General features: G+C 52.4%; 16 protein-coding genes. 5 read left to right on the forward strand and 11 right to left on the reverse strand.

The window, feature by feature from the left end:
- Nucleotides 1–95 precede the first annotated feature (95 nt).
- The 5 genes from fabG to QKW35_RS17845 form a co-directional block, all read right to left on the reverse strand.
- A complete protein-coding gene (gene fabG, locus QKW35_RS17825; protein ID WP_282355329.1) occupies nucleotides 96–839 on the reverse strand; it encodes a 3-oxoacyl-ACP reductase FabG in 744 nt (247 codons plus the stop codon).
- A gap of 23 nt (nucleotides 840–862) precedes the next feature.
- Nucleotides 863–1795: an ACP S-malonyltransferase gene (gene fabD / locus QKW35_RS17830; RefSeq protein WP_282355330.1), complete on the reverse strand. Its 933-nt coding sequence runs from the start codon at nucleotides 1793–1795 to the stop codon at nucleotides 863–865.
- Nucleotides 1796–1893: 98 nt separating this feature from the next.
- Nucleotides 1894–2910 (reverse strand): phosphate acyltransferase PlsX, encoded by a 1017-nt coding sequence (plsX, locus tag QKW35_RS17835; RefSeq protein ID WP_282355331.1) that lies wholly within the window; start codon nucleotides 2908–2910, stop codon nucleotides 1894–1896.
- Between the two features lie 2 nt (nucleotides 2911–2912).
- Nucleotides 2913–3095, reverse strand: a complete 183-nt coding sequence (gene rpmF / locus QKW35_RS17840) for a 50S ribosomal protein L32 (RefSeq protein WP_282355333.1) — start codon at nucleotides 3093–3095, stop codon at nucleotides 2913–2915.
- 13 nt (nucleotides 3096–3108) lie between these two features.
- The gene (locus QKW35_RS17845; protein ID WP_282355334.1) at nucleotides 3109–3636 is read right to left on the reverse strand and encodes a YceD family protein; all 528 of its coding nucleotides are present in this window, start codon (nucleotides 3634–3636) and stop codon (nucleotides 3109–3111) included.
- Between the two features lie 123 nt (nucleotides 3637–3759).
- On the opposite strand from QKW35_RS17845, the gene QKW35_RS17850 reads away from it, so the two are divergent.
- The gene (locus QKW35_RS17850; protein WP_282355336.1) at nucleotides 3760–4338 is read left to right on the forward strand and encodes a Maf family protein; all 579 of its coding nucleotides are present in this window, start codon (nucleotides 3760–3762) and stop codon (nucleotides 4336–4338) included.
- 26 nt (nucleotides 4339–4364) lie between these two features.
- On the opposite strand, the gene QKW35_RS17855 is transcribed toward QKW35_RS17850, so the two are convergent.
- The 6 genes from QKW35_RS17855 to paaN all read right to left on the reverse strand — a co-directional run bounded on the left by QKW35_RS17855 (nucleotide 4365) and on the right by paaN (nucleotide 10441).
- On the reverse strand, nucleotides 4365–4952 hold the full coding sequence (locus QKW35_RS17855; RefSeq protein ID WP_282355337.1) for an antibiotic biosynthesis monooxygenase: 588 nt from the start codon (nucleotides 4950–4952) through the stop codon (nucleotides 4365–4367).
- Nucleotides 4953–5158: 206 nt separating this feature from the next.
- Nucleotides 5159–6181 carry a S49 family peptidase gene (locus QKW35_RS17860; RefSeq protein ID WP_282355340.1) on the reverse strand — a complete coding sequence of 341 codons (1023 nt, stop codon included), beginning with the start codon at nucleotides 6179–6181 and terminating at the stop codon, nucleotides 5159–5161.
- 2 nt (nucleotides 6182–6183) lie between these two features.
- On the reverse strand, nucleotides 6184–6852 hold the full coding sequence (locus QKW35_RS17865; protein ID WP_282355342.1) for an HAD-IA family hydrolase: 669 nt from the start codon (nucleotides 6850–6852) through the stop codon (nucleotides 6184–6186).
- A gap of 168 nt (nucleotides 6853–7020) precedes the next feature.
- A complete protein-coding gene (locus tag QKW35_RS17870; protein WP_282355343.1) occupies nucleotides 7021–7767 on the reverse strand; it encodes an SDR family oxidoreductase in 747 nt (248 codons plus the stop codon).
- A gap of 134 nt (nucleotides 7768–7901) precedes the next feature.
- Entirely contained in the window at nucleotides 7902–8687 is a 786-nt protein-coding gene (locus QKW35_RS17875) for an enoyl-CoA hydratase-related protein (RefSeq protein WP_282355345.1), read from the reverse strand.
- Nucleotides 8688–8770: 83 nt separating this feature from the next.
- Entirely contained in the window at nucleotides 8771–10441 is a 1671-nt protein-coding gene (paaN, locus tag QKW35_RS17880; protein ID WP_282355346.1) for a phenylacetic acid degradation protein PaaN, read from the reverse strand.
- Between the two features lie 656 nt (nucleotides 10442–11097).
- Here paaN and paaF point away from each other — a divergent pair.
- The 4 genes from paaF to paaI are packed head-to-tail and all read left to right on the forward strand — an operon-like array spanning nucleotide 11098 to nucleotide 14649.
- Entirely contained in the window at nucleotides 11098–11877 is a 780-nt protein-coding gene (gene paaF, locus QKW35_RS17885; protein ID WP_282355347.1) for a 2,3-dehydroadipyl-CoA hydratase PaaF, read from the forward strand.
- A 4-nt stretch (nucleotides 11878–11881) separates the two neighbouring features.
- Entirely contained in the window at nucleotides 11882–12673 is a 792-nt protein-coding gene (gene paaG, locus QKW35_RS17890; RefSeq protein ID WP_282355348.1) for a 2-(1,2-epoxy-1,2-dihydrophenyl)acetyl-CoA isomerase PaaG, read from the forward strand.
- 22 nt (nucleotides 12674–12695) lie between these two features.
- Nucleotides 12696–14201 carry a 3-hydroxyacyl-CoA dehydrogenase PaaH gene (gene paaH, locus QKW35_RS17895; protein ID WP_282355349.1) on the forward strand — a complete coding sequence of 502 codons (1506 nt, stop codon included), beginning with the start codon at nucleotides 12696–12698 and terminating at the stop codon, nucleotides 14199–14201.
- A gap of 1 nt (nucleotide 14202) precedes the next feature.
- Complete coding sequence (gene paaI, locus QKW35_RS17900; protein ID WP_282355350.1) at nucleotides 14203–14649, forward strand: hydroxyphenylacetyl-CoA thioesterase PaaI; 447 nt, start codon at nucleotides 14203–14205, stop codon at nucleotides 14647–14649.
- The last annotated feature ends 127 nt before the right edge of the window (nucleotides 14650–14776 follow it).

A 14776-nucleotide genomic window follows, 5' to 3' on the forward strand; every position in this document is an offset into this window, starting at 1 on the left:
TCTGCCTGTTCAAGCAGGTCAGCGATAATTTTCATCGTTAACTGACGGCACATTATCGCCAATTGACGAAAAAAAACAATTCTTTGATGCCCCTATCAGGACATATACATGCCACCGTTGACGTGGATCGTTTCACCGGTCACATAACCGCCGCCCTGACTGGCCAGGAAACCAACAACTGCAGCAATCTCTTCAGGCTGACCCAGACGGTTCATCGGGATCTGAGACTGAAGTTTTTCTTTGTGCTCTTCTGGCAGGCCAGAGGTCATATCAGTATCGATAAAACCAGGTGCCACGCAGTTTACAGCAATGTTGCGGGAACCAACTTCACGTGCCAGCGCACGGGTAAAGCCTTCCATGCCAGCTTTTGCAGCTGCGTAGTTCGCCTGACCTGCGTTACCCATGGAAGCAACAACGGAGCTTACGCTGATGATGCGGCCCCAACGCGCTTTGGTCATACCACGCAGACAACCTTTAACCAGACGGTATACGGAGTTCAGGTTGGTGTTCATCACCGCATCCCACTCGTCGTCTTTCATGCGCATCATGATGTTGTCGCGCGTAATACCCGCGTTGTTCACCAGAATCTCAATCGCGCCGTACTCGGACTGAACATCCTTCAGCACCGCATCTACAGACTCAGAGGAAGCCACATCCAGTACCAGACCAGTACCTTTGATACCTGCTTCAGTCAGATATTCGGAGATAGTCGCTGCGCCGTTCTCGCTGGTTGCAGTACCCACTACAACAGCACCCTGGCGACCCAGCTCCTTAGCGATTGCCTTACCAATACCTCGGGTAGCGCCGGTAACCAGCGCAACTTTACCTTCAATGCTCATTACTAAGTTCCTTGCTCCGGAAATTACTGACCGAGGGCCTTGTCCAGACCAGCCGGTTCGTTAATAGCAACAACGCTGAGCGGCTTGTGTACTTTCTTATTCAGACCAGACAATACCTTGCCCGGGCCGCATTCAACAGTAGACTCTACGCCCTGCTCAACCATTGCCTGAACACTCTTTGTCCAGAGCACTGGGCTGTAAAGCTGAGCCAGCAAGTTGTCTTTCAGCTGTTCAACGGACTGTGGCACAGACGCATCCACGTTCTGCATGACCGGAATAGCTGGTAGTTTAACTTCGATGTTTGCCAGTTCTACTGCCATCTTCTCGGCCGCTGGCTTCATCAGTGCACAGTGAGACGGTACGCTCACCGGCAGAGGAACAGCACGCTTAGCGCCTGCTTCCTTACATTTTTCGATCGCACGTTCTACTGCTGCTTTTTCGCCAGCGATTACGATCTGACCCGGGCAGTTGTAGTTAACAGGAGATACAACATCGCCTTCAGCTGCGGCTTCACACGCTGCTTCGATCGCATCATCGGCCAGGCCCAAAATCGCGGCCATTGCACCGGTACCGGCTGGAACAGCCTGCTGCATAAACTCACCGCGCAACTTAACCAGCTTAACACCATCAGCGAAGTCGATTGCACCTGCACACACCAGTGCAGTGTATTCACCCAGACTGTGACCAGCCATTACTGCGGGCTGCTCACCACCCTTTTCCTGCCACAAACGCCACAGCGCTACACCAGACGTCAGCAGTGCAGGCTGGGTCTTGTCAGTCTGGTTCAGATCTTCCGCTGGTCCGTTCTGAACCAGATCCCACAGATCGTAGCCCAGCACGTCGGATGCTTCAGCAAAAGTAGATTTAATTACCGGATTGGCTTCAGCCAGCTCTGCCAGCATGCCAACCGCCTGGGAACCCTGTCCGGGAAAAACAAAAGCTAGAGACTGAGACATGGTTTCCTCTTTAACTCCAATAAATTAACCTAATGTGAAGGTCGAATCTGCCGTAGTGTACAGTATTCACAAACAAATAAAACAGCCGCACAGGGGGATCAGGTTAGCTGATTCTCAACGTGACACCTAATGCGACTTGGCAGATCCATCTCTATTTCGGCAACAGCCTGATCCAACGCATATCCGAAGCATTTTTTATTCGCACCACCATGGCTTTTTACCACAATACCCTGCAGTCCCAGCAAGCTGGCACCGTTACGGCGCGATGGATCCATCTGTCGATTTAGCTCAGCAAGCACAGGACCTGCCAGCAATCCTAAAAATCGACGATAGATACCTTTTCGAAAACTTGCGCGCACTTTGTGACGAATCAGGTTTGCCAACCCTTCACTACCCTTTAGGGCGATATTCCCCACAAAACCATCACACACGACCACATCAGCACGACCTCGAAAGATATCATCGCCTTCGATATAGCCAATGTAATTTAGTTCCCCGTGCTCAGAGATCAACCTGGACGCGAGCTTTACCTGCTCGTTTCCTTTTATCTCTTCCTGCCCTACATTCAACAACCCCACGGTCGGCGCCTCGATCTGATCAACCGCCTGGGTCATTACAGAACCCATAATCGCGAACTGCAGCAGATGCTCAGCGGCACAATCAACATTGGCCCCCAGATCAAGCATATAAGAATGACCTGTAAGCGTAGGCACCGCAGAGATAATGGCCGGACGATCGATACCAGGCAGCGTTTTGAGCACAAAACGCCCCAACACCATCAGCGCACCGGTATTACCTGCACTGACACACGCATCCGCCTGCTGTTCCGACACCTGCTTAAGTGCCAGATGCATAGACGAGCCTTTGCCATGACGTAACGCCATAGACGGCTTTACATCCATACCGATCACTTCGTCGGTGTGAATGACATCTAATCGATTAGCGACTTCGGGTTTAATCTTGCGAATATAGGAGTGGATTTCGTCCTGATGACCTATTAGCTGGATCGTCAGGCGAGGATGACGGCTAAGCGCCTGTATGCTGGAGGGAACAGTAACGCGGGGACCGAAGTCCCCGCCCATCGCATCAACTGCGATGGTGTAATAGCGTGACAAGCTTATTCGTCGCCCTGCTTGTTTACTACCTGCTGACCACGGTAAAAACCGTCTGCTGATACGTGGTGACGACGGTGAGTTTCACCAGTAGTTGCGTCAACAGACAGAGTTGGTCCGCTCAGTGCATCGTGGGAACGACGCATACCGCGCATAGAACGGGACTTTTTGCTCTTCTGAACTGCCATGATTCAATAGCTCCTAGTTCGGCTTCTTACTGTTATTGGCCTTTAGTTCGGCCAATACGCTAAATGGATTCGGTTTATCGGTGCTTTGCGTCGTCTCTTCTTCACCAAATGAAGTCTGCACGCTGCAATCATCATGATAGGCAAACTGAGGCAAACTGAGGATCAGTTCCTCTTCTATCATGCTGGCCAACTCTACCTCTTCCTCTTCAAGAAGAAGTGGGTCATAGACCCGTGGTAACTGTTTAACCTGATCTTCGTTTAAAGTAACGGCAAGGTTAACAGTGGCCTCTGCGGCAACTTCGACCGGTTCGAGACAACGCTGGCATGTCATATAAACATTGCCTTCTGCACTGCCCTGTATAGTGCGAAACCGTTGTTCGTCTACGTCAAAATCCAGACTTACCTTCAACTCTCCCTCATCACTGCAGAGAAGAGTCAGTAACCTAGGCAGGTCTTTCGGCGTAATCAAACCTTCGATTCGCACGCCCCGCTCAGCAAGCTTACGCGGGTCAACTTTTTTTGGTAATGGTCGGTACGACATAAGCGCGCAATTCTAGGGACGAAAAGCCCTTCTGTCAAAGCCTTAAGTGCTTTAAATGTAGGATAAAACGGTTAATACTCTAATCCGCTTACTCTTTGTTATCTTAAAGGCCCACATCCACCTATGCCGTCACTTGTTTTAGCATCCAGCTCCCCGTTCAGGCGCCAAATCCTTGATAAGTTGAATTTGGATTATGAATGCCGTTCTCCAAATATTGACGAAAGCCCACTTATTAACGAGAAAGCAATCCAACTTGTTGAACGCTTGGCAATCGCTAAAGCACAGGCAGTGGCAGAAACATATCCGGATGCGCTGATTATCGGATCGGATCAGGTTGCCGTTATTAACGGAAAAATCATCGGCAAACCCCACGACCATGAAAAAGCAGTACAACAACTAAAATCAGCGTCGGGTAATGCCGTAACATTTTATACCGGCCTGGCGCTTCACAACAGCACAACCGGAAACACCCAGAGCGAAGTGGTGCCATTCTCGGTTCACTTTCGCGAACTCAACGACACAATGATTGAGAACTACCTGCAGGCAGAGCAACCCTACAACTGCGCAGGCAGCTTCAAATCTGAAGGCATGGGTATCGCCCTGTTCGACAAACTCGAAGGCGATGATCCCAATACACTGATCGGCCTCCCCCTGATCCGCCTGATTAGAATGCTGGAGAACGAGAACTTCCCGGTTCTGTAAGTTCACTTCTGCTTGCCACACAACACCTACCGAATGTCGCGCTTTTCTTTCGGAAATAACCAAAACGCAAACCAACGACTAAAGCGCGGCATCAATACATAGCTCATCAGCACCATCACCACCGCAGTTACCAAGATTGAGCGCGGCACCAGCGGCAGCTGCGCAAGCAGATCGCCGAACAACCAGAAAATCAGCGTAACCGTCGGACACAACGCCAACCAGCTCACACACGTCATTTTGTATTTTGGCGGAGGCTGTACGGGGTTCTGTCCGGGCATCGAGAACCAGGTGACCAGCCCTGATGTTACTTCAATCTGGCTAGGCGTCTCCAGCAAACACTCAATCCCCTTCAGCCATTCCGCACGCTCTGACGAATCCTGCCAGTTCTGCAGATCCTCCTGAGAGCGGAATTTAAAGATGATTCGGTATTCGGGGTCAGCGTCAGTCGATGGGCGAAACATGTTCGTCCCCATATAGCCGGGAAACGGCGCAGCAGCCTCGGTCATCTTGTTACTAAGATGCTCAAACGCTTCTTCACATCCGTTTTTTACCCGACGGGAAATCACCACCGTTACCGGGGTAGTTCCTGAAACACCCTGCTCGCTGCTCATCATACGCGTTACCTATACAGCTGAATTCTCGACCCTGCAGATCCCAAAACAGTATAAAGGTCGTAGTTTCAGGATAAACACGCAGATCTGAGACTTTAATTCCCGAATATGGGATAGCCTCGTCCCACGCCAGCTCTGCCTTTAATCACCATCCACAAAAAAGGAGAGCCAAAGCTCTCCTTTTTAAGACCAGTACAAAACTGTCGATATCACTTCAGCTGAAGCGTATTACCGTTCAGACCCAGCTCAGTCGCAATTGTTTTTGCGAACGTGATACTGAAACGATCGAGTACTTTCTGCCAAACATCTGGTTGCGAGGTGTAATCCACAATCTCTTCGGCACCCACCAGTTCGCGAGCTACGTAGCTTGTGCTAGCCAAACCATCAAGTAGACCAAGCTCCAACGCCTGCTCCCCGGACCAGACAAGACCCGTAAAGAGTTTTTGATCGTCCTTCAGGCGATCTCCACGCCCTTTCTTAACCTGCTCGATAAACTGACGATGCGTGGTATCCAGGACCTGCTGCCACAACCGTGTTTCATGGTCGTTTTGCGGACTAAACGGGTCAAGCAACGCTTTGTGTTCGCCTGCGGTGTACAAGCGTCGCTCCACACCTACCTTTTCCATCAAGTCTACAAAACCAAAGCCGCCGGCAACCACACCGATTGAGCCCACGAGGCTCGCCTTGTCTGCGTAGATTTCATCCGCAGACGCCGCGATATAATATGCACCGGATGCACCGATATCCACGATTACGGCGTAAACCTTCTTCTCGGGATATAGCGCACGTAGACGCTTCACTTCATCGTAAATATAACCAGACTGCACAGGACTGCCACCGGGGCTGTTGATGCGCAGGACAACGGCTTTAGAGTTTTCGGCTTCAAACGCTTCACGCATCGCCCACACAATCTTGTCGGCGCTCGCCTCTTCGCTTGCTGCTATTGGCCCCTGAATATTGATGACTGCGGTGTGCTCTTTTACATCAGCACCGCCCTCCGAAGAGAAGCCACCAAACAGGCCAACGCCCAACAGTGCAAACAGGTACAAGAACGTCAGCGACTTGAACAGAATCCCCCAACGACGCGAACGCCGCTGCTCGGTATACAGCCCGTCAACCAGTCGCTCCAGCAGGCGCCACTCCTTGCCGTCCTGATTTGCGCGCAACTTATCCAGCGCTTCTGCCGCTGGATGATCCACCTTTTCGGGTTCGTTCCAGTGATTGTCTGACATAATTAGACGGTTTCCTCCAATGTGTATCGGGTTTCAATCCAGGCTTCCAGCTCCGGAAAGTTATGCACCACCAAAACCGGATCATACTTCATCAGGCGATCCAGATGATGAGCGCCGTAGCTGACTGCGATCACATCCATACCGGCACGACGCCCCATATCCAAATCGTATTCAGTATCGCCAATCATTAGCGCTTCAGATGCTTTGACGCCAGTTTCAGCCAGAATCTCCTCTAGCATATGCGGGTCAGGTTTGGATGTCGTTTCATCGGCACAGCGAGACGTTTCAAATACATACGCCAGACCGGTTTCTGCAAACACACGATCCAATCCCTTGCGGCTTTTGCCTGTCGCAACCGCCATACGGATACCGTTGTTATGCATACGGTCCAGACTATGCTGCGCGCCAGGAAACAAATGTGTAGGTGTTTCATCAGCGCCCAGATAGTAATGACCGTAACGCTCACGCATTGCCTGTATCTCTTCGTCAGTTACCATCGGAATAAGTTCACGAATTGCTTCCGGCAAACCCAAGCCAATGATGTTACGCACTGCTTCATCGGTCAGTTCACCCAGGCTCAGATCCCGGGCAGCCGCCTGCATGCTGGAAACGATACGTGCTGCAGAATCGATCACGGTTCCATCCCAATCGAAAATCAGTAACTTGTACAAAGTACTACCCCTAAGTTTAAGCATAACGGAGAGATTTGGCTGGTTCCCCAACCCACAGGCGCATTATGCCTGTAAAGATATGACAGAAGAACCAGAGATGCGCGGGATGAGCAGGAGCGAAAAGCAATCCAGGCCAGAGGTATCTGGCCTGGTGCTATACGCGAGCGATCAGTTTTCCTGAATCACCGGGCGGATCAGCAGCTCACTCACATCCACATAAGGCGGCTGGGTGATCGCATAGAGGATACCGTTAGCGATATCTTCCGGCTTTAGAATTGGGCTGTCTTCGGCGTACATATTATCTTTTACAGCACTGCGAATCTTTTCATGGGCAATACTATCCGGCAGCTCCGTATCCACCGAGCCCGGCTGGATATCGGTCACTCGCACGCCAAAGCGGATCGCTTCTTTGCGCAGGGTATCGGAGATCGCTCGCACCGCATGTTTGGTACCGCCATACACACCCGCACTCTGATAGGTCAGCCGTGCAGCAACAGAGCTGATATTAACGATATGACCATCCTTACGCTCGGCCATTCCCGGATAAACCGCATTGATCGCGTACAGCACACCTTTGATGTTCACGTCGATCATTCGATCCCACTCATCCACACGACCAGACAGAATCGGGCTGATTGGCATGGTACCTGCGTTGTTGATCAGGATATCGATACCACCTTTGTCGGCCAGCTGCTGACCCAGCGCTTCCATACCGCCGCGATCGGATACATCGACTACTGCGATTTCACAGCTGCCACCGCTATTACGGATCTCTTCAGACAGCGCTTCCAGCTTTTCCTGACGACGCGCTGACAGCACAACGTGCGCACCTTCACCTGCCAGCAGACGTGCAGTTGCGGCACCAATACCACTGCTCGCACCGGTAATCCAAACCTTTTTATCTTTTAATTTCATAGCATTACCTTACATACCTCATGCAGTGAGATACAACAAAAATAACTCGACACACTGCCAGGCTCAGTCCGTTAAAACAAAAACGCCGCCACACACCTTCAGGCGTATGACGGCGATAGCATAACGAAAAACGTTTATCGGTGTTTAAATTCCGGCTTACGCTTCTCGGCAAATGCCGTCATTCCCTCTTTGCAATCTTCGAATGCAAATGTCGCTTCAAAGGCACGGCGCTCAAAACGCAGACCGTCTCGCAGGTTGGCATCCACCGCCATGTTCACGGATTCTTTGATGTAAGCAACAGCTGGACGGGAGTTAGACGCAATCTTACGCGCGGTTTTGAATGCCGCTTCTGCAAGCTCGTCTGCAGGAACAATACGTGCAACCAGGCCAGAACGATCAGCTTCTTCAGCATCCATCATGCGACCGCTCAGGCACATCTCCATCGCCTTCGCCTTACCCACCGCCTTGGTCAGTCGCTGAGTACCGCCAGCCCCCGGCATAGTGCCGATACCGATCTCCGGCTGACCAAATTTCGCACTATTAGCCGCGATGATGAAATCACACGCCATCACCATCTCACAACCGCCACCCAGGGCAAATCCTGCTACCGCGGCGATCACCGGCTTGCGCGCTTCATCGATTGCTCGCCAGCAGTCACGCTGGATGTAAGGAAAATCCTTCTGGTACAGATCGATAAAGCTCTGATCCTTCATCTCTTTGATGTCAGCACCGGCTGCAAACACCTGATCACCACCGGTAATCACGATACAGCCTACAGCTTCGTCCGCTTCCAGCGCATCGACCGCCTCACCCACTTCACGGGTCAGAGTCACGTTCAGCGCATTCATCGCCTTCGGACGGTTCAGGGTAATGGTGCCAACCCCGTCTTTGATATCAACCAGAATACATTCGTAGCTCATGGTTTGATCCTTTCTAATCACTTATAAATCGGGGCGAATAAATCGCCCCGAACAGTTACAGCTTGTCGATCAACGCAACCCGATTACTTAGGGTGACGACGGCTCTGTACTACACGGAAGCGGTTCGCTACGTACGCCAGATCAGACAGACATGCGTTTGCAGCCGGGTTGCAACCTGTTGCGTGGAAGTCGGAGAACGCAGCACTCTGGTTCACAAACACGCCGCCAGTCAGGTTGCAGGACAATGCTACACCTGCATCCAGTGCCGCTTCTTCGATCGCATCCAGAACATCGTCGCTGGAAGAGTAGCAACCCATGGTGATCGCACCGTGCTCTTTAACCGCTTTGTTCGCCAGCGCGATGCTCTGCTCGCTGCTCTCGGTCTTAATGACGAAGGAGATCGGACCGAACAGCTCCTTCATGTAAGTCTCTTCTTTGTCTGCGTCGATCTTCATGATCAGCGGGCTGTGAACACGTGCATCTTTAAACCATGGATTTTCCATCGCTTCAGAGTCACGAATCACCTCACCCAGACCACGACTCTCTTCGATACGCTGTGCAGTCACTTCCGCCTGGATCGCACCCAGCACCATTGCAGCACGTTCCGGATCGGACAGGAACTTGGTTACGCCGGTAGAGATCGCTTCTGCCACTTCATCGAAGGACTTGTGCCCCAGATCGGTTTCGATACCGCCTGCTGGTACGAAGATATCCTGCGGCGTGGTACACATCTGGCCGGAGTACAGGCTCAGCGTGAAGGACAGGTTGCGAATCATGCCTTTGAAGTCATCGGTAGAGTCGATGATGATGGTGTTTACACCCGCTTTCTCGGTATAAACCTGCGCCTGAGGGCAGTTGTTTTCCAGCCAGTCACCAAACCAGGTGTTACCGGTAAAGTCGATCAGGCGCACTTCTTCACGCTGTGCCAGATCCATAGTGCAAGGTTTCGCAGCATCTTCATCGATCACCATGGATACAATGTGCGCTGGCAGACCGTTCTCAACCAGGACTTCTTGTGCAATCTTGATAGAAATTGCTGCTGGCAGGATACCTGCTGGATGTGGCTTAACCACAACCGGGTTGCCGGTTACCAGAGATGCAAAAAGACCCGGGTAGGTGTTCCACGTTGGGAACGTGGAGCAACCGATCACCAAACCTACACCTCGACCAACAACGGTGAATTTCTTATCCATCACCAGCGGGTCGTGTTTACCCTGCGGCTTAGTCCATGTTGCAGTGCCTGGCGCAGAGGTCATCGCCTCATATGCGTATGCAACAGCTTCCAGACCACGGTCCTGCGCGTGAGGGCCACCCGCCTGGAACGCCATCATGAAGCCTTGGCCGGAGGTGTGCATTACGGAGTAACCGATCTCGAAGCTACGCTTGTTGATACGCTCCAGAATTTCCAGACAGATACCCACGCGGCCTTCTACGCCAACATCACGCCATGCCTTCTGCGCATCTTTCATTGCAGGCAGCAGCACATCCAGATCAACCAGTGGGTATTTAACGTTCAGATCAAAACCGTAAGGTGATTTTTCGCTGCCCGCTTCACCTGTGATACCAGGCATATCCAGTTCAAAAGACTGACCGATGTAAGCCTTGAATGCTTCTTCACCGTCTTTATTAGCAGTCTCACCGTACTTACGCGGGCTTGGGTTTTCCGGGTAAGGACTGAAGTAGTCGCGTTGGTGGATTGCGTTCAACGCACCCTTCAGGGTGTCCTGGTGTTTCTCAAACAGGTTCTGGCTCATGGGGCTCCCCGCTTATTACCGTCATCAATATCTTTTGATATGAATCTTCGGTGTTGATGATGGAATGGCTACTCTATTTATTCTTTATATGCAGCGACTATCTCTTAATGTGCGACGCCGAACTTGCGCCCAACGCAATACTCCAATCAAGCATTACTTAAGAATAGATCGCTGCACCGAACCTTCAGGACGAAGCCACATCACTTCGTTTTCAATTTCGCGCGCCAGCTCTGGCTAAAACGTTAGACCTGCCGTTGGCATGACCCACAGCGCTCCGACATCTCATTCAGGCACGTAACTAGCGCTACCTTAATACTACGAAAGATACACCAAACATTGTGATACGAAAAGGAATTTACATGCTTTTTTCTTGTATCCCTTTTTGCTTTTAGGTTAACCTGTAGCCAAACTGATAATCGGTCGCAAATGCAGAAACGATGCCATTATCAGGGCCGATCGGCCAGATCCTCCAATATGATGAGGATACGCCAATAATAGGTAACAAAACCGACTATTGTTGTTGGCAGAACGTGGCAAATATCTGCTTTAAGTCCGATTGAATGACTCCCTTCTTCGGGTGCTGCTCATCTCGAACCAGTGCCTGACCGGGGCTTTACTCTTTCTACCTGTTCACAAGCCGGAGCTGTTGCAAACTCATGCAGGATTTACAGGACATCATCGTTTCGGACGTCAGTAAAGGCGTCCTGACCATTACCCTAAACCGCCCCGAAGCGTACAACGCCCTTCGCACCAACTTGCTGCGTGAAATGGCTGAAGTACTGGAATCCGCCACACAGAATGACGACGTAAAAACCGTTCTGATAACTGGTGGCGAAAAAGTATTTGCGGCGGGCGCAGACATTAAAGAGATGGCTGCCCTGGATGCCGTGGGCGTCATGAACGATCCACGCCCAACGTACTGGCGCCGGATTGCTGCGTTTCCTAAACCTATGGTGGCAGCAGTAAATGGCTTCTGTCTCGGCGGTGGCTGCGAGCTGATGATGCACTGCGACATTGTTATCGCAGGCGACAACGCACAGTTTGGCCAGCCAGAGATCAACCTGGGCATCATCCCAGGTGCAGGCGGCACTCAGCGTCTGGTGCGCACCATCGGTAAATCCATGGCGATGCAGCTGGTACTGTCTGGTGAATTTATCTCAGCTGCACAGGCGCGCGATTTCAATCTGGTTAGCGAAGTGGTAATCCCTGAGCGCACCATCGAACGTGCCCGCCAGTTGGCCGAGAAGATCGCCACCAAACCACCGATTGCCGTACGCCTGGCGAAAGAAGCGATTCTCAGATCTTACGAAACAACCCTCGACAGTGGCCTGAACCTGGAACGCAAGGCGTTCACTATGCTGGCGGCTACTGAAGACCGTAATGAAGGTATCGCGGCCTTCATGGAAAAACGTAAACCCAACTTCACGGGAAAATAACAACATGGCTTACGAAAACATCGAATTCGAAATCACCGAAGGCGTTGCAGTTCTGACTCTGAACCGTCCAAAGAGCCTGAACAGCTTCAACACTGACATGCACGCAGAAGTACGTGAAGCGTTGAAAACTGTGAAGAAGGACAAATCTGTTCGCTGCCTGGTGCTGACCGGTAATGGCCGTGGCTTCTGTGCAGGCCAGGATTTGAGCGATCGTAACGTTGCTCCAGGCTCCGAAGCACCAAACCTCGGCGAGTCCATCGAGAAAAACTACAGCCCGCTGATCCGTACCCTGATGGGTCTGGAAATGCCGGTGATCTGTGCCGTGAACGGTGTAGCTGCAGGCGCAGGTGCCAACATCGCGTTTGCCTGTGACATCGTCCTGGCTGCGAAATCCGCGTCTTTCATCCAAGCCTTCTGCAAAATCGGCCTGGTACCGGATTGTGGCGGCACCTGGAGCCTGCCTAACCTGGTGGGTCGTGCCCGCGCAATGGGTCTGGCGATGCTGGGCGACAAGATTTCGGCTGAACAGGCAGAGAACTGGGGCATGATCTGGAAAGCGGTTGACGACGAAGCACTGAAAGATGAAGCGCTGGCGATGGCGAAACACCTGGCGACCCAGCCTACTAAAGGTCTGGCTCTGATCAAGCGTGCGATCAACGCTGCGTCCACCAACACTATGGACGAGCAGCTGGATCTGGAACGTGATCTGCAGACCCTGGCAGGCCGCACCGAAGACTACCGTGAAGGGGTAGCCGCCTTCATGGAAAAACGTCAACCCAACTTTAAAGGCCAGTAATAGGTCGAGGCAAAAGAACACAATGAGCCGTCTCAACAATAATTCCGTAATCGGCGTGATCGGTGCAGGCACTATGGGTGCAGGCATCGCTCAGGTCGCCGCTAAAGCAGGCCACCCGGTACTGCTGTTCGACGCAATGGAAGGTGCTGCCCAGAAAGGTCTGGATGGTATCGCCAAAGGCCTGGGCCGTCTGGTCGAAAAAGGCAAAATGACCCAGGACGATGTGGATGCCCTCACCGGCCGCATCCAGATCGCCGACTCTCTGCAGGCACTGGCACCAGCAGGCCTGGTGATCGAAGCGATCGTCGAGCGCCTGGACATCAAACAGCAGGTATTCGGTGACCTGGAAGATATCTGTGGCGAGAACGTGGTCATCGCCACCAACACCTCCTCCATCTCTGTAACAGCGATCGGCAGTAAACTGAAGCGCCCGCAAAACCTGGTAGGCATGCACTTCTTCAACCCAGCACCAATCATGAAGCTGGTAGAAGTGATCAGCGGTCTGGATACCGATCCGGCAATCGCTGACGAGATCTTCGATCTGTCCGCAGCCTGGGGCAAGAAACCGGTAATGGCGAAATCCACGCCAGGCTTTATCGTTAACCGTGTTGCACGCCCGTTCTACGCTGAAGGTTTCCGTGTATACCAGGAAGGTGGTGCGGACATCGCCACCATCGATGCCCTGCTGAAAGAGTGCGGCGGTTTCCGTATGGGACCGTTCGAGCTGACCGATCTGATCGGCCACGATGTTAACTACGCGGTAACCTGCTCTGTCTTTGACGCTTACTATCAGGATCAGCGCTTCCTGCCGTCTCTGGTTCAGCTGGAACTGGTTAACGCGGGCCACTTCGGTCGCAAGTCTGGTAAAGGTTTCTATAACTACAGCGAAGGTGCAGAAAAAGCGACTGCCGCTAACGCAGCAGACGCAGCTAAACCAACTCAGGTAACTGTTGAAGGTGACTTGGGTGTGGCCGAGCCACTGGTCGCCCTGATCGAAGAAGCAGGCATCAACGTGACCCGTACCGAAGGTAACGGCGCAATTGTTGTAGGCGAAGCAACCCTGAAGCTGAGCAACGGTCAGTTCTCGACGATGCGTGCACAGCAGTCCAGCAACCCGAACCTGATTCAGTTCGATCTGGCGCTGGATTACGCGAAAGCGAGCCGCATGGCACTGGCACCGGCGGATCAGGCAAACGAAGCTGCTATTGCTGCGGCCACCGGTTTGTTCCAGGCGATTGGTAAAAACGTCAGCATTATAGACGACATCCCAGGCATGGCGGTGATGCGTACTGTCTGCATGTTGGCAAACGAAGGCTTTGACGCCGTGAACCAGCAGGTGTGTAATGAGGAAGCGGTCGACATCGCGATGCAGGGTGGCGTGAACTACCCATGCGGACCGATCACCTGGGCTAACAATATCGGTCTGGCTAACGTACTGAACACGTTGGACAATCTGGCGGCTGCCTACGGTGAAGACCGCTACCGCGCATCGCCACTGCTGCGCCGCAAGGTTGCTGGAGGTAAGTGATATGAGCAGTGCTGAATTGACACCACAGCAGCTGGCAGAAGCATGTAGCGCGTCCATGCATGAGCGCGATCATGCTGCTCAGGCGCTGGGCATGGAGATCATCGAGGTAAAGCCGGGTTATGCCCGTCTAACCATGACCGTACGCAAAGATATGCTGAACGGCCACAACATGTGCCACGGCGGTATGATCTTTACGCTGGCGGACACGGCTTTTGCCCACTCCTGCAACACCTATAACAAGGTGACCGTTGCCAGCGGCTGCAACATTGAATACGCCGCACCGGGTTTTGAAGGCGACGTTCTGACCGCTGAAGCCGTTGAGCGTACCCGCAGTGGACGCACCGGTGTATACGATATCACGGTGACCAACCAGGATGGCAAAGAGCTGGCCCTGTTCCGTGGTAAGTCCTATCAGATCAAAGGCAGCGTACTGCCTGAATCTGAGTAACAGGAGGGATTCTGATGAAAGATGCTTACATTTGCGATGCGATCCGTACCCCGTTTGGCCGCTACGGCGGTGGTCTTTCCAGTGTTCGAGCTGATGACCTGGGTGCGGTGCCCCTGAAAGCACTGAT

Origin of the sequence: Pontibacterium granulatum (genome assembly GCF_029961155.1) — a bacterium.
Classification (GTDB): domain Bacteria; phylum Pseudomonadota; class Gammaproteobacteria; order Pseudomonadales; family Balneatricaceae; genus Pontibacterium; species Pontibacterium granulatum.